16 protein-coding genes are annotated in these 20,730 nt (G+C 71.2%); 10 read left to right on the forward strand and 6 right to left on the reverse strand.

The features are described from left to right. Positions 1–38 precede the first annotated feature (38 nt). Positions 39–3,890 carry a non-ribosomal peptide synthetase gene (locus C4T78_RS12135; RefSeq protein ID WP_218161714.1) on the reverse strand — a complete coding sequence of 1,284 codons (3,852 nt, stop codon included), beginning with the start codon at positions 3,888–3,890 and terminating at the stop codon, positions 39–41. Between the two features lie 767 nt (positions 3,891–4,657). Between C4T78_RS12135 and C4T78_RS12140 the strand changes: the two genes are divergently transcribed. The 4 genes from C4T78_RS12140 (at position 4,658) to C4T78_RS12155 (ending at position 8,887) form a co-directional block, all read left to right on the forward strand. After that, the gene (locus C4T78_RS12140; RefSeq protein ID WP_093357261.1) at positions 4,658–4,924 is read left to right on the forward strand and encodes a hypothetical protein; all 267 of its coding nucleotides are present in this window, start codon (positions 4,658–4,660) and stop codon (positions 4,922–4,924) included. A 142-nt stretch (positions 4,925–5,066) separates the two neighbouring features. Further along, a complete protein-coding gene (locus C4T78_RS12145; RefSeq protein WP_093357262.1) occupies positions 5,067–5,939 on the forward strand; it encodes an alpha/beta fold hydrolase in 873 nt (290 codons plus the stop codon). Positions 5,940–5,966: 27 nt separating this feature from the next. Further along, on the forward strand, positions 5,967–6,704 hold the full coding sequence (locus C4T78_RS12150; protein ID WP_093357264.1) for a MerR family transcriptional regulator: 738 nt from the start codon (positions 5,967–5,969) through the stop codon (positions 6,702–6,704). A gap of 596 nt (positions 6,705–7,300) precedes the next feature. Beyond that, the gene (locus C4T78_RS12155) at positions 7,301–8,887 is read left to right on the forward strand and encodes a helix-turn-helix domain-containing protein (protein WP_093357265.1); all 1,587 of its coding nucleotides are present in this window, start codon (positions 7,301–7,303) and stop codon (positions 8,885–8,887) included. A gap of 10 nt (positions 8,888–8,897) precedes the next feature. Here C4T78_RS12155 and C4T78_RS12160 read toward each other — a convergent pair whose 3' ends face one another. The 4 genes from C4T78_RS12160 to C4T78_RS12175 all read right to left on the reverse strand — a co-directional run bounded on the left by C4T78_RS12160 (position 8,898) and on the right by C4T78_RS12175 (position 14,188). Then, positions 8,898–10,097, reverse strand: coding sequence for an NAD(P)/FAD-dependent oxidoreductase (locus C4T78_RS12160; protein ID WP_093357267.1), 1,200 nt, complete (start codon positions 10,095–10,097; stop codon positions 8,898–8,900). 4 nt (positions 10,098–10,101) lie between these two features. Further along, a complete protein-coding gene (locus C4T78_RS12165; protein WP_093357268.1) occupies positions 10,102–11,514 on the reverse strand; it encodes an AMP-binding protein in 1,413 nt (470 codons plus the stop codon). After that, the gene (locus C4T78_RS12170; RefSeq protein WP_093357270.1) at positions 11,511–13,469 is read right to left on the reverse strand and encodes a beta-ketoacyl synthase N-terminal-like domain-containing protein; all 1,959 of its coding nucleotides are present in this window, start codon (positions 13,467–13,469) and stop codon (positions 11,511–11,513) included. The genes C4T78_RS12165 and C4T78_RS12170 overlap by 4 nt, the downstream gene beginning before the upstream one ends. A gap of 344 nt (positions 13,470–13,813) precedes the next feature. Beyond that, a complete protein-coding gene (locus C4T78_RS12175) occupies positions 13,814–14,188 on the reverse strand; it encodes a PH domain-containing protein (RefSeq protein WP_093357271.1) in 375 nt (124 codons plus the stop codon). Between the two features lie 253 nt (positions 14,189–14,441). On the opposite strand from C4T78_RS12175, the gene C4T78_RS12180 reads away from it, so the two are divergent. The 6 genes from C4T78_RS12180 (at position 14,442) to C4T78_RS12205 (ending at position 19,951) form a co-directional block, all read left to right on the forward strand. Next, entirely contained in the window at positions 14,442–15,506 is a 1,065-nt protein-coding gene (locus tag C4T78_RS12180; RefSeq protein ID WP_093357272.1) for a LacI family DNA-binding transcriptional regulator, read from the forward strand. Positions 15,507–15,565: 59 nt separating this feature from the next. Beyond that, positions 15,566–16,864: an MFS transporter gene (locus tag C4T78_RS12185; protein WP_093357274.1), complete on the forward strand. Its 1,299-nt coding sequence runs from the start codon at positions 15,566–15,568 to the stop codon at positions 16,862–16,864. A gap of 29 nt (positions 16,865–16,893) precedes the next feature. Beyond that, the gene (locus C4T78_RS12190; protein ID WP_093357276.1) at positions 16,894–17,658 is read left to right on the forward strand and encodes an SDR family oxidoreductase; all 765 of its coding nucleotides are present in this window, start codon (positions 16,894–16,896) and stop codon (positions 17,656–17,658) included. A 23-nt stretch (positions 17,659–17,681) separates the two neighbouring features. Further along, a complete protein-coding gene (gene kce / locus C4T78_RS12195; protein ID WP_093357277.1) occupies positions 17,682–18,614 on the forward strand; it encodes a 3,5-dioxohexanoate:acetyl-CoA acetone transferase in 933 nt (310 codons plus the stop codon). 145 nt (positions 18,615–18,759) lie between these two features. Continuing rightward, on the forward strand, positions 18,760–19,281 hold the full coding sequence (locus C4T78_RS36375) for a hypothetical protein (RefSeq protein ID WP_093357279.1): 522 nt from the start codon (positions 18,760–18,762) through the stop codon (positions 19,279–19,281). A gap of 55 nt (positions 19,282–19,336) precedes the next feature. After that, the gene (locus tag C4T78_RS12205; RefSeq protein ID WP_093357281.1) at positions 19,337–19,951 is read left to right on the forward strand and encodes a TetR/AcrR family transcriptional regulator; all 615 of its coding nucleotides are present in this window, start codon (positions 19,337–19,339) and stop codon (positions 19,949–19,951) included. Between the two features lie 33 nt (positions 19,952–19,984). Here C4T78_RS12205 and C4T78_RS12210 read toward each other — a convergent pair whose 3' ends face one another. Next, on the reverse strand, positions 19,985–20,707 hold the full coding sequence (locus C4T78_RS12210) for a polyamine aminopropyltransferase (protein ID WP_093357283.1): 723 nt from the start codon (positions 20,705–20,707) through the stop codon (positions 19,985–19,987). Positions 20,708–20,730: the final 23 nt, after the last annotated feature.

Genomic DNA, 20,730 nt, shown 5'->3' on the forward strand with positions numbered 1-20,730 from the left:
AAGGCGGGGCCCGAGGTGATCCGGGCCCCGCCCGCGCATCAGCCTCCCGTGGTGGCTGCGGCCGGTTCTCGCTGCAGGTGGCGGGTGAGCAGGCCTCCGATGACCGCCAGCTGGTCGGTCTGGGTGATGGTGTTGTGCGTGCACTCGAGGTCGTGGGAGATCACCGCGCCCGTGATCCGCGAGCGCCAGTCGTCGCCGTCGGACACGTGGTCGGCTCGGGTCGCCCGGAAGTACAGCAGGTCGCCGTCGAAGCAGGACTCCGCGTAGGTCGAGGCCAGCTGGGAAGTGTTGAGCAGCGCGGTGGTGAGCGCGGCGAGCTGCTCCTCGCCCAGCGCCGGGTGGTGGTCGGCGTCCGGCGGCAGGCCCGCTGCCTCGAACAGCAGGGCCCGGACGCCTTCGCGCTCGGGCTCGGCGCGGTGGGCCTGCGGGTCGATCGGGCGGGCGTCGAGCAGGGCGAGCAGCGGCACGAGTTCGCCGTCGGCCTGCAGGTGAGCGGCGATGGCGTGCGCCAGCGCGCCGCCGAGCGACCAGCCCAGCAGGTGGTACGGCCCGGTCGGCTGCACCGAGCGGATCTGCCGCACGTAACCCTCGATCAGCTCGCCGAACGTCGACGGCAGCCCGCCGTCGCGGGTCAGCCCGATCAGCTGCAGGCCGTACACCGGCAGGTCGTCCGGCAGGTGGCGCGGCAGACCGGCGTAGCACCAGCTCAGCCCGCCCGCCGGGTGCACGCAGAACAGCGGCGGCCGGCTGCCGCTCGGCCGGAGCGGCAGGACCGCTTCGAACGCGTTCGAGGAGGACTCCTGCTCCAGCAGGCAGGCCAGCTCGGCCACCGTCGGGGCCTCGTACACCGCGCCGAGGGGCACCTCGGTGCGGAGCTCGGTGCGGAGCCGGGTGACGAGTTCGGCCGCCATCAGCGATTGCCCGCCCAGTTCGAAGAAGTCGTCGTCGATGGTGACCTCGCCGACGCCCAGCACATCGGCGAGCAGCGCGCACAGCTGCTCCTCGCGGGGCGTGCGGGGGCGGCGACCGGCGCGTGCTTCGGGCGCGGGCAGGGCGTTGTGGTCGAGCTTCCCGTGGACCGTCAGCGGCAGCTCGGAGAGCAGGACGAACGACGAGGGCACCATCGAGGTGGGCAGTCGTTTCGCCGTCCACGCGCGGAGTTCGGCCGCATCGAGCGGCTCCGGCCCCGGCACCACGTGGGCGACCAGCTCGGGCTCGGCGGCCGAGGTCGCCGTCACCACCGCTTCGACCACTCCTGGGTGCTCGGTGAGCACGGCCTCGATCTCGCCGGGTTCGATGCGGACTCCCCGGATCTTGAGCTGGTCGTCGATGCGGCCGAGGTACTCGAGCTCGCCGTCCTGCGTCCAGCGGACCAGGTCGCCGGTGCGGTACATGCGCGCGCCGGGCGGGCCGAAGGGATCGGGCAGGAAGCACTGCGCGGTCAGCTCGTCCCGGTTCAGGTACCCGCGGGCGACCTGGGCACCGCCCAGGTACAGCTCGCCGGGGACCAGGGGCGGCTGCGGTTGCATGGCCTTGTCCAGCACGTAGGCGCGGACGTTGTGCCCCGGGCGGCCGATGAGCGGCCGGTCTCCCGCGATCCGGCCGTACACGGCGTCCACAGTGGATTCCGTGGGTCCGTAGTAGTTCCAGGCCTCTACGCCGGGGCAGTCGCGCAGCTCCGCCCAGAGGTCGGGGTCGATCGCCTCGCCGCCGACCATGAGCAGCCACGGGAACTTCTCCGCGCCGGACAGCAGGCCCGCGGCCAGCAAGCGGCGCAGGAAGGACGGGGTGAGATCGGCGAAGTCGACCCGGTGCCGGTCGAAGTAGCGCACGAGCGCGACCGGGTCGAGGCGCACCTCGTCGGTGATGAAGTGCACTTCCTGGCCCGCGGCCAGGAACAGCAGGCTCTCCCACGCGGTGTCGAAGGAGAACGACGCGGTCAGCGCGGCGCGCAGCCGTCGCCCCGCGGGCTCGATCAGCTCTCGCCGGTGGTCGTGGAAGAGGTTGGCGAGCTGGCGGTGCTCGACGACCACGCCCTTCGGGCCGCCGGTGGAGCCCGAGGTGAAGTTGATGTACGCCGCGTGCTCCGGCCGGTGGGTGCCGACCGGATCGGTGTCCGGCTGCTGATCGGTGGTGCTCTCGTCGAGCACCAGCAGCGGGTGCCCGGCGGGCAGCGCGGCGCCGATCTCGGCGGTGGTGAGCACGTGCATCGGCTGGACTTCCGCCAGCAGGGTGCGGATGCGGGCGGCCGGGTGGCCCGGGTCGAGCGGCACGCAGGTGGCGCCGGACTTGAGCACGGCCAGCACCGCGACGAGGTAGTCGGCGGTGCGCGGCAGGGCCACCGCGATGCGCGCTTCCGGTTCGGCACCGCGCTCGACCAGCAGGTGCGCCAGGCGGTTGGCGCGGGCGTTGAGCTCGGCGGCGGACAGCCGCTCCGGCCCGCAGACCAGCGCCGTGGCACCGGGATCCGCGCGGACCTGGGCTTCGAAGATTTCCGGCACGGTGCCCGGCGGTGCGTCCTGCCGGGTGTCGTTCCAGGTGCCGAGCACCAGCTCGCGCTCGTCGGCCGACAGCAGGTCGATCGCGCCCACCTGCTGCTCGGGATCGGTGCCGGCCAGCACGTGCAGCAGCTCCAGGAAGCGGCGGTGGTGCGCGGCCGTGGTCGCGCGGTCGTACTTCGACGGGTCCGAGTTGAAGTCGATCCGCAGCGACCCGTCGGCGGGCCGGTCGTAGACGTTGACGCCGAGCCCGGTCACCGGACCGTTCGAGAGGTTGCGCAGCACCGCCGGGAGACTGCCGAACCGGAGCTGGGTGTCGTGGGTCATGATGTTGATGCCCCAGTCACCGAGGTACCCGCCGCGGTGGTGCGCGATTCCCAGGTCCCGCACCATGTGCGCCGAGGAGTAGCGCTGGTGGCGCAGCAGGTCCTTCGCACTGCCCGCGGTGGTGCGGATCAGCTCGGCGACGGTGGTCGACGAGGTCATCCGGGTTCGCAGCGGCAGCACGTTGACCACCATCGACGGCACGCTGCGCGCGAGGCTCCCGGACCGGCCGTTGACCGGCAGGTCCAGCGTGACCTCGTCGTTGCCCGACAGGCGGTGCACGTACAGCGCGAGCGCGGACATCGCGACCGGGGGCAGGCCGGTGCGCGCCGCCCGGGCCAGCGCTCGCAGGCCAGCTGCGTCCTCCGGGCTGACGTAGCCGGTCTCGCGGAGGAAGCTGCGGGGCACGATGGACGACATCCGGCGCGAGCGGTCCGCGTTGGGCCAGTCCGCGAGCTGCTCCGCCCAGTACTGGCGGTCCTGGGCGAACCGCTCCGAGACCTCGTAGGCGGCCTCCTCGGCCAGCAGCTGCGCCAGCGAGCCGAACTGGCACGGCGGGAAGGGCCGCCCTTCCTCGGCCGCCGTGTAGATCTCGGTGACGCGCTGGATGAACAGCGAGAAGCCGAAGCCGTCGAGGAGGATGTGGTGCAGCGCCAAGTAGACGGTGAAGCGCTCCTGCCCGGTCCGCAGCACCGCGAAGGAGAACAGCGGCGAGCTCCGGGGGCTCACCGGCGAGCTCAGCTCGGCCCGCATCCACTCCTCGGCCGCGGCCTGCGGATCAGCGGCCCCGCGCAGGTCCACCTGCGGCAGCACCCAGTCCAGCATCGGTTCCACCGTCTGCCAGACCCGGTCACGACCGTCGCTGTCGAACCGGGCGCGGAGCGCCTCGGTCTCGCCGACGGCCTGCCGCAACGCGACTTCGAGCAGCGGCACGTCCAGCGGGCCGCTGATCTCCACCGCTTCCGCGGCTCGGTACATGGGATTGGCCGGATCGAACTCCTGGGCGAACCACACACCCGTCTGGGCAGCCGTAAGCGGGAGCGTTCCATGGTCCATCTCCTTGGGCATGGCACGCTGGGTACCACGAGCGCGGGGAAACGACACAGCGCCACGTCCGGCGCGTCGGGGTGATGGCTCCATCGGCACTCCTGATCTCCGGTCGTCACATCAAGAACGTCCTGTTTGCACGGACTTCGCGGAGCTCCGGAAGTCCGCCGGAGCGGACAGCTCACCTCACTCGGCAGCGAACTGCCAGTCCACCAGAAAACGTTGCGGTGCACTGGTTTTCATCACCGAAACGGACCCCGATCGACTACCTATCGATCTCCACCGGAGGCAAGTACACGTTCGGGTGAGATCAAGAAGTCCACTCCGGAACACCCCGGCCGCGGCACCCGACCAGACGACCACCACTTCGCAGAATTCAGGCATTACGGACATCTCCCGAGGGCGTTCCCGAAACCCGTTGGAAGACAGAGCCGTTGAGCCGGTCGTCGATGCGAACCTCCACTCAGCGCAGCGGTCGAAGAGCAGGCACCCGCAGGGAACACCCGAGCCGCCGGCGGACCGGCGCGCGCCCGGACCAACCGGCAGAATCTTTCGGATTTCCGGTCATGGCCAATGCTTTTCACCTTCCACCTGGCCGGACACACCCGGTCGACGCAGCCCGATGGCCCGCACGGGTGGCTGAGATTCTCTTTGGTGTGGCAGCCGAAGCGCGCACTCGGAAGCGGTGCAAACGTAGCTACTGCCGGTCGGCGCACCCCCCAAGTTCCCGGAACCCCGGGACAGCTGCCGACGCGGTGAAGATCAGAACACGGATGGGAGTTCAAGCAATGCGCACTACCCTTCGCCTTATCGGTGTCACCGCCGCTTGCGCCGCCGCGCTGGCCATCGGGTCCCCCGCCTTCGCCGGCGGCCACGGGGGCGACCACTCGTCCTCCAGCGCTGTGGGTGGCCACGGTGCCGGTGGCAACGGTGGGGTCGGCGTGAACGTCCTCAGCGGCATCAGCGCCCTGTCCAGCGGTGACGGCGGCAACGCCTCCGCGGGCAACGGTGGCGGCGGCTTCGGTGGCGACGCCTCGTCCTTCGCGGGCAACTGACCTGACGACGGGATAACCCCCGACACAGCAACACCAGGGCGCCGACCGGCCGCACGCCGGTCGGCGCCCGCTTTTCAGCGGCCGGGCGCCCCTCCGGAGCGGGTTGACCTTGACCCTGCGTCAGGGTTGGAGGCTCCAGGACGTGACGAACAACAGCAGCCCCGTCCCACCGGTCGGGGACTTCCAGGAGATCGACGGCCGACGGCTCTTCGCGCACCGGTCGGGCAGCGGCGGCCCGGCCGTCGTGTTCCTCCCCGGCGCCAGCGCCGTCGGGCTGGACTACTTCCTCGTGCAGCAGCGGGTTTCGGAGTTCACCACCGCCGTCGTGTACGACCGGGGCGGCACCGGGTACAGCGACCACCTCCCGCTGCCGCGCACCGCGGCCGAGGTCGCCGCGGAACTGCACCGGCTGCTGGCCGCTCAGGGCGTCCCGGGCCCGTACGTCCTGGTCGCGCACTCCCTCGGCGGCCTCTACGCGCACCGGTTCGCGCAGCTGCACCCGCAGGACGTGGCCGGGCTGGTCTGGCTGGACGCCTTGCACCGCGACTGGGACGACTTCATGCCGCCCACCGCGAGTCTCGCGGCGGCCGAGCGGATGGCCGACCTGGAGCAGGTGAAGCAGCTGCGCCCCGCTCTGCGCGAGGAGTACGCCGACATGTACGCGGCCTACCCCGAGCACCTGCGGCAGGCACTGATCGATGCCCGCACCAGCGACGAGTGGCTCCGCGTCGGCGTCGCCGAGCGCACCGGGCTGGTCGCTCTCGCCGACGAGCTGCGGGCCGGGCCGGGCCTCCCCGACGTTCCGCTGATCGCGCTCAGCGTGCTGGGCTCCGACCCCGCCGAGCAGGAGGTGCACGACGGCCGGAAGAGGATGGACGCGGCGCTGGTGGGCTCGGTCCCGCGCGGGGAGCAACGCTTGCTCTCCGGCACCGGCCACCACCGGCTCTGCTTCGACCACCCCGACGCCGTCGTCCAGGCGATCCGCGACGTCATCGACCGGGCCGCCCGCCCCTAGACTCGGCACGAGACGCGAAGGAGAACGGTGCTCACGATCAGCCAGCTCGCGAAGACCGCCGGCGTGACCGTGCGCACCGTCCGCCACTACCACCACGTCGGCCTGCTCCCCGAACCCGAGCGCGATGCCTCGGGCTACCGCCGCTACAGCGCGCAGGCAGCCGTGGACCTCATCCGGATCAGGACCCTCACCGACGCCGGCGTGCCGCTGGCGCGCATCGACGCGCTGCTGCACGCGCAGCCGGCCGAGTTCGCGGCCGCCATCACCGACATCGACGCCGAACTGCAGCGCAAGATCGACCAGCTGGCCGAGTACCGCCGCCGGATCGCTCGGCTGGACAGCGGCGAACGGCTCGTCCTGCCCCCGGAGGTGGTCGCCGTCCTGGAGCGGATGCGCGCGCTCGGGATCAGCGAGTCGAGGATCCGGCTCGAACGGGACTCGTGGATCCTGATGCTGGCGCTGGATCCGCAGGTCGTGCCGCGGCGGCTCCGGGAGAAGGACGCCGGTCTCGACGATCCCGAGGTGGTGCGCCTGTACCTCGCCTGCGACCGGTCGGTCGACTGGGAGCCGCACGACCCGCGCGTGGACCGGCTCATCGACGAGCTCGACGCGCGGGCCGCCGAGCAGGAGGAGGACGGCGAGCAGCCGGGCTACCTGCGGCTGGTCGTCTCCCGGATCTCCGAAGCGGCACCCGCCTGGCAGCGCATCGTCAGCACTCTCGCCCACCGCGCCGAACAGCGCCGGAGCTCCCGGGGCGGCGGTTAGCCGATTCACCGCGCGATCTCGCAGGTCAGCGGGTGTTCGTCCAGGCGAGGACGGCTGCCCGGCGGGCGGCGGCGCGGATTTCGCCGGTCGCTCAAAGGGGTGGCATATTCCGAAACCGTTTGGTATATGCCATCTCGGCACCTACCGTAGAGACACGCGAGTGACGTTCGCGACCGAATATGCCGGCCGCCGAGTTCGCCGCTTCTGCGGCCGGTTCCTGAGCTGCGGCGCTTGACCGACGTTCCCCCAGATGGTCAAGCGCCGCAGCGGCGGACACCGCCAGGACTTCGCCGCCTGTTCCGCGCACCACCTCGTCCACTGTGGAGTCCGTCGTGCGGTTCATCCAACCCGGTGCCTCGCGGTTTCGGAATCCAAGCGCGGCAACGCTCTTCCCGACCACGACCGATTCCCGGGTCCCGATGGCCCGTCGCGCTGGAGCGGAGCGGTCGGCCGCCGAGCGCCACCGCGAAAATTCCTCCCGAGCAGCCGTTTTCGCGGCTACCGGGAGAAACCTCCACTTCCGGGGAAATCCGCTTCTGCCCGGGTGATCCCGTGCGACACTCCTGTCCGGTGATGTCGGCGGACCGGGGGGCTGCATGAGTCGACCAGCGGGTACCGGAACACTGGCGGAGGCGCTCAACGAGCTGAAGCGTTCCAGCGGCTACAGCTACCAGCAGATCGGGGACCGGGCCCACCTCGGCCGGTCCACCGTGCACCGGTACTGCAGCGGGCAGAGCGTGCCCGCCAGCTTCGGCACCGTGGAGCTGATCGCGAAGGTGTGCGGCGCCGATCGCGATGCCCTCTCCGAGCTGTACCGCCTGTGGGACCAGGCGAACGACGTGGTGGAGCCCGAAGCCGGAGCAGCTGCCGAAGCGACGTCCGAACCGGCTCCGGCTCCGGCTCCGAAGCGGCGCCGCTGGTGGCTGGCCGCCGCCGCGGTGGCGGTCGTCGCGATCGCCGGGGCCTACGCGTACCTGCCGGAGAACGTCAACCGCACCGAGATCCCCGCTCAGCGCGACATCGCCGCGCCCAACTGGACATACAACCCGGGTTCCGTCTCGCCCGGCTTCGTCGGGGTCACCATCAACAGCGCCACCGGCGCCATGCCCACCTTCCCGGTCGGTTCGGTGCGGCTGTGGGACTCGAAGACCCGGTGGCAGGTGCTCGAACCGGAACGCGGCCGGTTCGACTGGACGGTCCTGGACCGGCACCTCGACGGCGCTGGAGCCGCCGGGCTGCCGGTGGTCTACGTCTTCGGCGGCGCGCCGGGGTGGTCTGCCCCGAACGGCAGGCGGACGCCATACACCGACGGTTCCCGGACCAGCCCGCCCGACGACCTGGCCGACTGGGAGCGATTCGTGCGCGCCCTGGTGAACCACGCTGGCGGGCGCATCGAGTCCTACGAGCTGTGGGACATCGGCACCCCGCCGTTCTTCGACGGCCCGGTCGAGACGCTGGTGGCCATGACGCGGATCGCCGGTGACGTGATCCGCGAGCTGGACCCGGACGCCAACGTCGTCTGCCCCGGTTTCACCGGCCTGTGGGAACCCGAGAACCAGCTGGTGATGCAGCGCTTCGCCGAGCTGGGCGGGTACAGCCACTGCGACTACGCCGCGGTCAAGCTGTACCCGCGCAACGCTTCGGACCCGCCCGAGACGATGATGGAGCTCACCAGGCAGATCGACCAGACCCTGGCCCGCGCGCTGATCGGGCCGAAGCTGTGGGCCACCGGCTGGGGCACCGAGGTCACGCAGCAGGAGCGGGTCGAGCCGGAGCTCGCCGCCGACTACGCGGTCCGCTCCTACCTGGTCTCGCTCTGGCGCTGGTACGACCGCTTCTACTTCTACAGCTGGGGCGGCGACCGGGTGCCCATCGTGCTGCAGACCAACGGGTTCCAGCCGACCAAGGCCGGTCGGTTCGTCGGCGAGCTGACCCGCTGGCTGGCGGACGCGAAGATCGACTCCTGCGGGCACGGGCCGGAAGCGGGCCTGCCGGGCAACGTCTGGCAGTGCCGGTTCACCCGGCAGGGCAAGCCGTTCGTCATCCGCTGGACGCACGAGGGCACCGCGCGGATGACGCCCGAACCGGGCACCACGCTGGTCCGGCGGCTGGACGGCACCAGCGCCCCGGTCGATCCGCGGGAACCGATGGAGATCACCGGCCGACCCGTGCTGCTGACCTGAGCTGTGCGGTTCACGCCGGTGCGCCCAGCAGTTCCAGCAGTTTCGGGACGCGGAGATCGGCTGCCGTGCCGATGCCCGCGAACAGGTCGAAGTAGATCGAGGTGAGTTCCGGGTCCGCCTGCACCGCCCGCAGCAGCGCGAGGCGGTGGTCGTTCGGCGGCGCCAGCCTCGCGACCTCCAGCGTCGAGGCATAACCCGGTGTCAGCGCGGCGTCGCGATCCGCCGCGTACTGCCGGAGGGCCGCGTCGAGCACGGCGGGATCACCGGTGAGCAGGCCGCCCGCGCGCTGCGCCAGCAGCTCCGCCTGCCGGAAGGCGTCGCTGATCCCCCGGGCCGTGATCGAGTCCTTGTGGTGCCCGGCGTCGCCCACCAGCGCCCAGCCGGGCCCGGCCGCCTGCCGGAAGAAGTTCTGCTGGTCGCCGGTGCCGCGGAGCCGCTCGACCCGTTGCTTGCCGCGCAGCCGGTCGTGCAGCGCGGGCGCGGTGAGGCGCACCTGGTCCAGGTGAGCGCGCAGCGGATCGGCGCGGACCTCGTCGAAGCGGGACTGCGGGAAGTAGGTCAGCACCAGGGTCGCGTTGTCGTGCGTGGCCACGGCGGCCACCCAGCTCCCGGACTTCTCGTGGAGTTCGAGTCCGGTCGGCACATCGGCCCAGTACGAGTAGTAGGCGCAGGTCAGCCGCGGGTCCTGGGCGGTGTACGGGGCTTGCGCGAAGCGGGCGACGGCCGAGCGCATGCCGTCCGCTCCGATCACCAGGCGGGCCCGCTCCGCGAAGCGCGCGCCGCGGTGGCCGCCTTCGACGCCGACGACCCGCCCGGACTCGTCGTGCAGCAGCCCGGTGATCCGGCAGCCTTCGCGCAACTCCGCCCCGGCCGAAACCGCCGCTTCCACCAGGATGGTGTCCAGGACGTGGCGGCGCGGCGCGTAGCCGGCCCGCTGCCCGGCGACCCCGCGCGCGCAGCCTTCGATGCGGATGTCGGCGACTTCGTAGCGCGCGTGCTCCAGCGGCGGGCATCCCGAGGCGCGCACGGCGTCCAGCAGGCCCCACCTCGCCAGCGCCGCGACACCGGGCTGGTGGATGACGTGCGTGGACAGGGTGTCGGACGGGAAGGCAGCCCGGTCCAGCAGCAGGACCCGGTGCCCCGCGCGGGCGAGCAGCATGGCGGTCGGTGAGCCCGCGCAGCGGGCCCCGACGACGATCGCGTCGAACATGGCGTCAGCTCCCGAGTTCGGCGTGCAGGGCTCGCCGGTCGACCTTGCCGTTGGCGTTGAGCGGCAGCTGGTCGAGGACGGTGATGCGGCGCGGCCGCAGGTAGGGCGGCAGGCGGTCGCCGAGCGCGGCGTGGAGCTGCTCGGGAACGCACGCGGTGCCGCTGACCGCGGCCGCGAGCTCGTGCGAGCCGTCGTCGGTCGGCACGGCGAGGACGATCGCGTCGCGGACTCCGGGCAGCTGCCGCAGCACCGCTTCGACCTCGCCCAGCTCGATCCGGTGGCCGCGGACCTTGACCTGGTGGTCGGTGCGCCCCAGGTGAATCAGGACGCCGTCCCGCACCGCCACCCGGTCACCGGTGCGATACCAGCCGCCCGGTGCGAAACGGCCTTCGTCGTCGGCCGGATCGAGGTAGCCGCCGAAGCGCTGCGGGCCGCGCAAGCACAGCTCGCCGCGTTCGGCGGGAACACCGGTCTCGTCCAGCACCAGGTGTTCCAGCTCCGGGTAGCTGGTGCCGATCGGCGCGATGCCGTTGGGCGTCTCGGGCCAGTCCGCCGGATCGGCGGGCAGCCGGTACGAGGTGCAGGTGACGGTGAGCTCGGTCGGGCCGTAGACGATCTCCACCTCGCTGCCCGGCGCGGCCGTCTTCCACTGGCGCACCGCGTCGAGCGGTACGGCTTCGCCGCCGAACAGGCTCCACTCCAGCGTCGGCATGCTCGCCGGTTCGAGGCTGCCCGAACGCGCGGCGAACGAGATCAGCGACGGCACCGAGAACCAGTGCGTGATCCGCAGGGCGTTGACCAGCCGCACCGGGGCCAGCAGCTGGCCGCGCTGCGGAACGACCAGCGCGCCGCCCTGCGACCAGGCGACGAACAGGTCGTGCACCGAGCCGTCGAAGGTGAGCTCGAAGTTGCCGGAAACCCTGCTGCCCGGCCCGATCCCGTACCTGGGCGCCACCTGCCGCAGGTAGGCGGCGAGGTTGCGGTGCGTGATCGGCACGCCCTTCGGCGTCCCGGTCGAGCCCGAGGTGAAGATGATGTAGGCGATGTCATCCGGCGCGAGCTCCCGAACCCTGGACGCTGCGGGCAGGACTTCGGCTGCCCCGCAGGGCGTTTCGGTGATCAGGCGTTCTATCCCGGCTGCCTCGACGACTCCGCGGATGCGCGACGCCGGGTGCTCCGGGTTGAGCGGCACGACGGCCGCCCCGGCCCGCAGCGCGGCCAGGTATCCGACGTAGGCGGTCGCCGAACGGCTCGCCAGCAGGCCGACTCGGCGGGTGCCGGACAGCTGCCCGGCCAGCAGTTCCGCCCGGTCGCGCAGCTCGGCGTAGGTCAACGCCTCCCCCGCGACTTCCAGCGCGGTGCGGTCGCCGAAGGCGTCGGCGGAGCGGGCGAACCAGTCATAGGCGTGCTCGCTCATCGTGCCGCCACCTCCAGTTCGCTGGTCCACCGGCGCAGGTCGCCGACGGTGCGCAGCCGGTCGAGCGCCGCGAGGTCGACCTCGCGGCCGATCCGCTTCTCCAGCTCGATGACCAGCTGGAGCTTGGCCAGCGAGTCGATGCCGATGTCGGCGAGCGCGGAACCGGCGTGGAAGTCGGTGCGGCTGTGCCTGCCGAGGATCCAGGTCGCCAGGTCGTCCTCGTCGTGCTGCTCGCCGGGCCAGTAGCGCTTGGTCTGCCACTGGTAGGTGGGCAGCGGGACGAACGCGCCCCCGCCGCCGAACACCTCGTCCCAGTCCAGCGCGCCACCGGCCCGGTACCGGTAGGCGATCTCGGCCATGGCGGGATCGGTCTGGCCGCCCGTTCCGCTGAGCGCGTCGATCAGCTCCGCGTGCGAGCGCCCGACGACCGCGAGGCGGTGCTTGAGGTGCTGGCGGCGCATGGCCGCGCTGCGGCAGATGTCGTGCAGTGCGAACGCGGCTCCCCGCCCGCCGGGCGCGAGGTAGGCGGCGTACGCGCGGGCCAGCGCGGCGAGTGCCTCCGGCGTTTCAGCCGACAGCGCGAGCAGCCGCGGCTCGTCGGTTCGCTCCTCCGCCACCTGGGACTCGCGCGTTTCGGCCTGCAGCAGCACCACGTGCGCGTTCAGCGCGGTGGAGCCCTGCGCGGAAACCCCGGCGACGGCGGGTCGTCCCAGCTCGGGCAGGTCGCGCAGCTCGGCCGGGATCTCCAGCGGCAGCTCGTCCCAAGCCACCGCCGGGTTCGGTGTTCCGGCGTGCAGGCTGGCCGGGATCTGGCCGTGCTCCAGGCACAGCACCGCCTTGATCAGCCCGGTCAGGCCCGCCGCGGCCTCCGCGTGCCCGATGTTCGTCTTGACCGAGCCGACCAGCAGCGGCCGGTCGGCGGGCCGCCCGGCGCCCAGGACCTGACCCAGCGCGGTGAGCTCCAGCGGATCCAGCAGCGGCGAACCGGAACCGTGCGCCTCCACGTAGTCCACTTCGGACGGATCGATCGCGGCGTCGGCGTAGGCCCAGCCCAGCACCTCGCGCTGCCCGGTCAGCGACGGGTTCAGCACCGTGTCGCTGGTGCGGCCGTCGTTGCCGATGGCGCTGCCCGCGATGACGGCCCGCACCCGGTCGCCGTCGGCGAGAGCCGCGGTCAGCGGCTTGAGCACGACGACGGACACCGCGTCGCTCGGCGAGTGGCCGTCGGCGAGGGCAGCGCCGAACTTGCTGCGGCCGTCGCGGGCCATGCCGCCGGCCTGCGACATCATGATTCCTTCGTGCGGCCGGAGCGGGAGGTTGACGCCCGCGACGAGCGCGAGCGGGCTCTCCCCGGCGCGCAGGCTCTGCACCGCCTGGTGCACCGCCACCAGCGACGACGAGCAGGCGGTTTCGACCACGACGCTGGGCCCGCGCAGGTCGAAGAAGTGCGACAACCGGGCGGGCAGCAGCGACCGCACGTTGTTGAACTGCGCCGCGGTCGCGGCCTCCGGTCCCCGCTGGAGGGCGTTCTCCAGGTAGTCGGCGCGGGAACTGCCGACGAAGACGCCCGTTCTGCTGCCCGCCAGCAGGTCGGGCCGCTGGCCCGCGTCCTCCAGCGCTTCCCAGGCCGTCATCAGCAGCAACCGCTGCTGCGGGTCGAGTTCGACCGCCTCGGCCGCCGACATGCCGAAGAACTCGGCGTCGAAGTCCGCAACGCCGTCGACGTACCCGCCGCGACGCGCGGCGATCCTGCCCGGCACCGCTCCCGGCGCGTGCAGGGCATCGGCGTCGTAGCGCTCCGGCGGCGTCGGGCCGGTGGCGTCGATGCCGCAGCTCAGCAACCTCCACAACTCCTCGGGCCCGGTCGCGCCGGGAACCCGGCAGGCCATCCCGATCACCGCGACCGATCGATCGGCCGCCGCCCCCAGAGCGGCGAACTGTCCGTCTTCCCCCATGCTTGCCTCTCCTCGTTCCGTGGCTCGGCAGCCGCGGCGAGAACACCGCGCGGGATCCGCGAAGCGGCCCCGCAGGAATCCGGTTCCACCCCCAGAACGCGGAACGCGGCTGCCTGGCGAGAAACGATGGCAGTCCCCGAACGGAGCAACAAGGCGTTGGCGTCCCGTCGCCGTCCCGGGATGGGAGAACACCGCTGACCAGCTAATTCACTCGTCCCCGGGACAGCCGCGCGCCCGGCCGCTCCCGAGGAGGACGAAAGCCCCGGCCAACGGTCACCCGTCGGCCGGGGCTTGCGCGTGCCAGGAGGTCCCCCGCGGAGCTTCAAGTCGCAGCGGGAACCGGGTCAGCGGATGAAGGTGCTCAGGAGGGCTTGGACCTCGTAGACGTCGACGCCCTTGCCGAACTGCTTCGCGATCGGTTCGGCCGTGCCGGAGAGCCAGATCTTCAGCTCCGCGTCGAGGTCGAAGGTGCCCGCGGTCTCCACCGAGAAGTGGGTGATCGCGCGGTACGGGATCGAGTGGTACTCGACCTTGCGACCGGTCACGCCCTGCTTGTCGACGAGGATCAGGCGCCGGTCGGTGAACAGGAACGAGTCCCGGATCAGCTGGTAGGCGGCGTGGATCTCCTCCCCCTGCGCCAGCAGGCGCCCGAACTCCTGCGCCGCCGCCCGCGGATCGGTCCGCGAGGCGTTGCCCATCATCCCGCCGAAGAGTCCCACCCGAGCTCCCATCGAAGATCCAGCGCTGCACGACCAACGTACCGAAATCCCGGAGGCCCGTACGCCCGCGCCGTGCCGGAACGCACCGCGTCACGGCTCGGGCGAGTCCGGCACCGGCCGCGGGTTCGTGCGGATTCGCTCCGCACGCGCTGCTGGTCAGGGCGGGTGCGGACTTAATGTTGCTTAACGTTCAGCGGGCGACTTAGGTTCTGGCTGGATCGGAGATCCGCATCACGTCAAGGGAGACTCGGCTGTGGAGATCGCGACTCGTCGCTCCGCGCGCCGACCGGGCACCGTCTCGGCGGCCGCGGTGGCCCGTGCCGCCGGGGTGTCCACCGCCGCCGTCTCCTACGTGATGAACGGCAAGAGCGGGGTCGCGCCGGCCACTCGCCGGCACATCCTCGCCGTCGCCGACGAGCTCGGTTTCCGACCGCCGAACCGGAGGAAGCCGGCCGACCCGAACCGGACCCGCGTGATCGGGCTGGTGCAACCCAACATCATCAACCCGACCTACCCGCGGTTCGCGCAGAGCATCGTGTCCGCGGCCGCCGAGGCCGGGTACGAGGTGTTCGTCGCGACCACCCAGGACGACCTGCGGACGCTGGGCAAGGTCTCCACCAGCCTGGTGCACCGCAACGTCGACGGAGTCGTCCTGAGCGCCGCGTTCCGGGAGGACGCCACCGCGCTGCGGACGCTGCGCGCCGCCCGGATCCCGTACGTCTACCTGTCGCGGCGGTCCCAGTACCTGGAGGGCGACTTCGTCGGCATCGACGACGCCGCCGCGGCGACGTCGCTGATGGAGCACGTGCTCGCGCACGGCCACACCGACATCGCCGTCGTGATCGGGCCGCGGTTCTCCTCGGCGTCGCTGGCCCGGGAGCAGGCCTTCGTGTCGACCGCCCGCGCGCACGGCATCGACATCAGGGGCGACCGGAAGATCAGCACCGAGCTCGACAGCGATGGCGGCCGCCGCGCGGCGGCGCGGCTGTTCGCCGGCGACGACCCGCCGAGCGCCGTCCTGTGCGGCAGCGACGAGCAGGCGATCGGCGTCCTGGAGTACGCCGTCGAACGCGGAATCCGGATTCCCGAGGACGTCGCGGTGACCGGGCACGACGGCATCCCGCACAGCATGTCCGGGCTGATCGGGCTCACCACCGTGATGCAGCCGCACGAGGAGATGGGCCGCGAGGCCTTCGGAATGCTGCTCAAGCGCATGGAAAAACCGTCCAACAGCTACCAATCGCTGGTCTGCGCGCACCGCCTGCACATCGGCCGCACCTGCGGTTGCGCACCAGAAGCCGCCGATTCCCGCCGCTGAGAAGCGGATCCCGAACACTCGAGCATCCAGGAACCTGGAACGGAACCGAAGGTCACGCCATGCCGAAAAACGCCGCGGAACCGGTGGTCCGCCCGCCGCGCGAGCTGAACAGAGTCATCTTCCGCAAGCTGCTCCCGCTGCTCATCGGGGCGTACATCATCAGCTTCCTGGACCGGACCAACATCGGTATCGCCAAGGAACAGCTGCAGATCGACCTGGGCATCTCCGCCACCGCCTACGGGATCGGCGCCGGGCTGTTCTTCATCACCTACTCGCTGGCGGAGATCCCGTCGAACCTGATCCTGCACCGGGTCGGAGCGCGGTTCTGGATCACCCGGATCATGATCACCTGGGGTCTCATCTCCGCCGGGATGGCCTTCGTGCAGGGCGAGTGGTCGTTCTACGTCATGCGGATGCTGCTCGGCGCGGCCGAAGCGGGCCTGTTCCCAGGCGTCATGTACTTCCTGACGCAGTGGTTCACCCGCGCCGACCGCGCCAAGGCCAACGGCCTGTTCCTGCTCGGCGTGTCCACGGCGAGCATCCTCGGTCCCCCGCTGGGCGGCCTGCTGCTCGGTCTCGACGGTCTCGGCGGCATGCACGGCTGGCAGTGGATGTTCCTGATCGAGGGGCTGCCGGCCTGCCTGCTGGCGTTCGTGGTGTGGAAGAAGCTGCCCGACCGGCCGGACCAGGCGACGTTCCTGACCTCGGCCGAGGCCCAGGACCTCCAACGGCGCATCGCCGCCGAGGACGAGGCGGGCGCCGAGGCCTCCGGCACGCACAGCATGCGCCAGGTGTGGCGGGACAAGCAGATCCTGCTGGTGGTGGCGGTCTACCTGTCGCAGCAGATCGCGGTGTACGCGCTGTCGTACTTCCTGCCGTCGATCATCGGCACCTACGGCGAGCTGTCGACGCTGCAGATCGGGTTGCTGACCTCGGTCCCGTGGATCTTCGCCGGGCTGGGCGCGTTCCTGGTGCCGCGGTTGGCCACCAGCGGCAACGCCTCCCGGAAGCTGATCAGCATCACGATGGGCGGGATCTGCGTCGGCTTCGCCCTGGGCGCGGTGTCCGGTCCGGTCGTCGGCCTCATCGGGTTCTGCCTCGGCGCGTTCTCGTTCTTCGCGATGCAGCCGATCCTGTTCACCTTCCCGGCGTCCCGGTTGAGCGGGGCGACGCTGGCCGGTGGCATCGCGTTCGTCAACACCATCGGGCTGTTCGGCGGATTCCTCGGCCCGTACGTGATGGGCGCGATGGAGGACCTGACCGGCAGCAAGCTGTCGGGCCTGTGGTTCGTGGTCGGAGTGTGCGCCGTCGGCACCGCGCTGTCGTTCTTCCTCAAGTACGGCGAGAAGCGTTCGTGACGCAGGATTTTCCAGGAGAGGTGCGGGAAGTGGATTTCACGGGGAAGCGGGTGCTCGTCACGGCGGGCGCGGACGGCATCGGGCTGGCCATCGCCGACCGGTTCGCCGGGCTGGGGGCCCGCGTGCTCGTCACCGACATCAACGAGGACGCGGTCCGGGCCGCCCGGGCTCGCGGCCTGGCCGCCCTGGTCTCGGACGCCTCGAGCGAGGCCCAGGTCGAGGAGCTGATGGGCGCCGTGCGCGCGGAGCTCGGCGGCCTGGACGTGCTGGTCAACAACGCGGGCATCGCCGGTCCGACCGGGCCGGTGGAAACCCTGGACAGCGCGGCGTGGGCGCGGACCTTCGAGGTCAACGTGCACAGCCAGTTCTACTGCGTGAAGCACGGGCTGCCGCTGCTGCGCGAGTCGGCCGGGGCGTCGATCGTGAACCTGTCCTCGGCAGCCGGTCGGCTCGGCATGGCCGGGCGCAGCGCGTACTCGGCGTCGAAGTGGGCGGTCGTGGGCTTCACCAAGACGCTGGCCATCGAGCTCGGCCCGGAGGGGATCCGGGCGAACGCGATCTGCCCCGGCGCGGTCGACGGCCCCCGCATCCGCGCGGTCATCGAGGCGAAGGCCGAGATGCTGGGCAGGCCCGTGGCGGAGATCGCGGCCGCCTACCAGGACCAGTCGTCGATGCGCCGGCTGGTCACCGCCGAGGACATCGCGGACATGGCCGCGTTCCTGGCCGGCCCGCTCGCCCGCAACGTCAACGGTCAAGCGATGGCCGTCGACGGAAACACCGAGAAGCTCTACTGATCCACTGTGGAGGTCTGACGCGGATGGCTACCAACCGCAAGGTCATCATCACGTGCGCGGTGACGGGCGCGATCCACACCCCGTCGATGTCCGAACACCTGCCGGTCTCGCCGACCGAGATCGCCGAGGCCGCGCTGGGCGCCGCCGAGGCGGGAGCGGCGATCGTGCACCTGCACGCCCGCGACCCCGAGGACGGCAGGCCGTCGCAGGACCCCGCCCACTTCGAACCGATCCTGGCGCAGCTGAAGGCCCACACCGACGCGGTCGTCAACATCACCACCGGCGGCTCACCGCACATGACCGTGCAGGAGCGGATGCGCCCGGCCGCGGTGTTCAAGCCCGAGCTCGCGTCGCTGAACATGGGCTCGATGAACTTCGGCCTGTACCCGATGCTGGACCGCTTCGCGGAGTTCCGGCACGACTGGGAGCGGGAGGCCCTGGAGAAGAGCCGGGACCTGGTCTTCAAGAACACCTTTGCCGACATCGAGGCGATCCTGGCCATCGGCGCGGCGAACGGCACCCGGTTCGAGTTCGAGTGCTACGACATCGCGCACCTCAACAACCTGGCGCACTTCGCCTCGCGCGACCTGGTCCGGGGTCCGCTGTTCGTGCAGTCGGTCTTCGGCCTGCTGGGCGGCATCGGTGCGCACCCCGAGGATCTGATGCACATGCGCCGCACCGCCGACCGCCTGTTCGGCGACTCCTACCAGTGGTCGATCCTGGGTGCCGGCCGCAACCAGATCCCGCTGGCCACCATCGGTGCGGCCCAGGGCTCGCACGTGCGCGTCGGCCTGGAGGACTCGCTGTGGATCGGCCCGGGCGAGCTGGCCAAGACCAACGCCGACCAGGTGACCCGCATCCGCACCGTGCTGGAAGCCCTGAACCTGGAGGTCGCCACCCCCGACGAAGCCCGCGAGATCCTCCAGCTCAAGGGCAAGGACCAGGTCGGCTTCTGACCACGCGGGCCGGAGCCGCCCCAGTGCTCCGGCCCGCACCGCGGGACGCCTCGGCACCAGGAGGCCTGCCCACTACGGCGACGCGCTGTTGAAAACAAAAACCCAGTTTGGTTTTATGTTCACGAGAGGCGGGTTCCTCCCGTCCGTGGACGAAGGGGTCATCGTGGACCTGGTCACCGACTTCCTGGCCTGGGCGTGGCCGCGGCACCTCAACCCGGTCAGCTGGTACATCCGGCCGTTGTTCTTCCTGCCGATCGCCTGCTTCTGCTGGACGCGACGCCCGCTCTGGCTGGCGGCGACGATCGTGGCGATGGTGTCGAGCTTCTTCTGGTTCCCCGCGCCGACCGAGATCGATCCGCGGATCGCGGGCGTGCTGGAGATGGAGAAGGAGCTGTTCACCGATCCGACGTGGATCACGTGGGTGACGTTGCCGCTGATCCCCGCGCTGATCGCCGGGCTGTGCGCCGCGTTCTGGCACCGCTCGCTGGGCTGGGGGCTGGTCGTCATCGACGGCGGGCTCGCGCTGAAGATCGCGTGGACGATCGCCAACTCGGGCACCGACGGGCTGGCGACCGTCGTCCCGCTGGGGCTAGGCGCGGTGGCGATGACCGCCGTGATCGTCGTGATCGCCCACCGGCGAGGACTGCGGCTGGCCCTTCGGTCCTGATCGCACGCCCCGCCTGAAAACATGAGGGCGTTCAGTTCGCAGCGAGGAGTCAGCGATGCCACCAGCGTTCTCGGCCGAGGAGAAGGCCCGCATCACCGGGGAGCTCATGGACGCCGGGTACCGGCTGTTCACCGCGCAGGGACTGCGCAAGACCTCGTTGGACGAACTCGTCGCACCGGCGGGGATCGCCAAGAGCAGCTTCTACGCCTTCTTCGACTCCAAGGAAGCGCTGTACCTGGAGCTGATGCTGAAGCAGACCGGCGAGGTCAAGCGGGCGGTGATCGACCGCGCGCTGCTCGCCGAGGAAGACACCGGCGAAGCGCTGCGCCGGTTCCTGCGCGCCACCCTCGGCGAGCTGACGACCAACCCGCTGTGGCGGCGGCTGATGACCCATCCCGAGGAGATGCAGGCGGTCGCCCGCAAGCTCGACCCGGAGCGGGTGAGCGCGATGGCCGACAACCCGGCCACCGCGCTCACCCGCTACGTCGAGGAGCAGCGGGAGGCGGGCCGACTGGTCGAGGCCGACACCGAGGTCGTCATCGGCGTGCTGCAGTGCGTCCTGCTGGTGCCGGTGTTCGGCGAACGGCTCGGGGAACCGGCGCTGCGCGACAGGATCCTCGACTTCCTGGTCGACATCGTCGCCGATGGCCTCACCGGCGGGAAGGACTGACCGCCCGCCGGCGAGGTCGCTCCGTCCGGATGATCACTGCGCGGGGAGCCGGGAGACGTAGATCGTGTTGGCGGATCTCCCTCCGCCATAAGGGTTGTCGAAGGGCACGACGTGCGCTTGCGCCGTCTCGAAGACCTCGTCGAGCGTCGCGGTGAAGTCCGCGTCCGGCGGGTCGTCCGACCACAGCGCGAACACCCCTCCGGGGTGGAGGTGGGCGGCGAGGCGGCGCAGCCCCGCCGGCGTGTAGAAGTCGGCGTGGCCGGAGTCCAGGACGTGGCGCGGCGAGTGGTCGATGTCGAGCAGGATCGCGTGGAACCGCCGACCGGGCACCTCCGGGTCGAAGCCCGGAGCTGAGGCTGCCATGGCGAAGAAGTCGCCTCGCACGAACCGGTTCCGCGGATCGCCGGTCAGGGACCCCGACAGCGGCAGCAGTCCGCGCCGGTGCCAGTCGACGACCTCCGGAAGGCCTTCGACGACGATCGAGGAGCGCACCCGCGGGTCGTCCAGCGCGGCGCGCGCGGTGCAGCCGAGCCCGAGGCCGCCGACCACGACGTCGAAACCGCTGCCGGGCAGCTCGGCCAGCCCCAGCCGCGCGAGCTCCTCCTCGGCAACGGTGAACAGGCTCGACATCAGGTACTCGTCGTCGAGCTTGACCTCGTAGACGTCCACGCCCAGCAGCGGATCCCGCCGACGGCGCAGGCTGATCGCACCGATCGGCGTCTCCTGCCAATCGATCTCCTCGAAACGAGCACCCATCCCGCTCTCCGATCCCAGGGGGC

It is taken from the genome of Saccharopolyspora kobensis (assembly GCF_900108315.1).
Classification (GTDB): Bacteria; Actinomycetota; Actinomycetes; order Mycobacteriales; family Pseudonocardiaceae; genus Saccharopolyspora; species Saccharopolyspora kobensis.

What these genes read in the sequence shown, in the direction of transcription:
- C4T78_RS12160 (WP_093357267.1), bottom strand. Translation starts at nt 10,097, where the DNA reads ATGTTCGACGCGATCGTCGTCGGGGCCCGCTGCGCGGGCTCACCGACC.
- C4T78_RS12165 (WP_093357268.1), bottom strand. Translation starts at nt 11,514, where the DNA reads ATGAGCGAGCACGCCTATGACTGGTTCGCCCGCTCCGCCGACGCCTTC.
- C4T78_RS12140 (WP_093357261.1), top strand. Translation starts at nt 4,658, where the DNA reads ATGCGCACTACCCTTCGCCTTATCGGTGTCACCGCCGCTTGCGCCGCC.
- C4T78_RS12205 (WP_093357281.1), top strand. Translation starts at nt 19,337, where the DNA reads ATGCCACCAGCGTTCTCGGCCGAGGAGAAGGCCCGCATCACCGGGGAG.
- C4T78_RS12155 (WP_093357265.1), top strand. Translation starts at nt 7,301, where the DNA reads ATGAGTCGACCAGCGGGTACCGGAACACTGGCGGAGGCGCTCAACGAG.
- C4T78_RS12185 (WP_093357274.1), top strand. Translation starts at nt 15,566, where the DNA reads ATGCCGAAAAACGCCGCGGAACCGGTGGTCCGCCCGCCGCGCGAGCTG.
- kce (WP_093357277.1), top strand. Translation starts at nt 17,682, where the DNA reads ATGGCTACCAACCGCAAGGTCATCATCACGTGCGCGGTGACGGGCGCG.
- C4T78_RS12210 (WP_093357283.1), bottom strand. Translation starts at nt 20,707, where the DNA reads ATGGGTGCTCGTTTCGAGGAGATCGATTGGCAGGAGACGCCGATCGGT.
- C4T78_RS12170 (WP_093357270.1), bottom strand. Translation starts at nt 13,469, where the DNA reads ATGGGGGAAGACGGACAGTTCGCCGCTCTGGGGGCGGCGGCCGATCGA.
- C4T78_RS12135 (WP_218161714.1), bottom strand. Translation starts at nt 3,890, where the DNA reads ATGCCCAAGGAGATGGACCATGGAACGCTCCCGCTTACGGCTGCCCAG.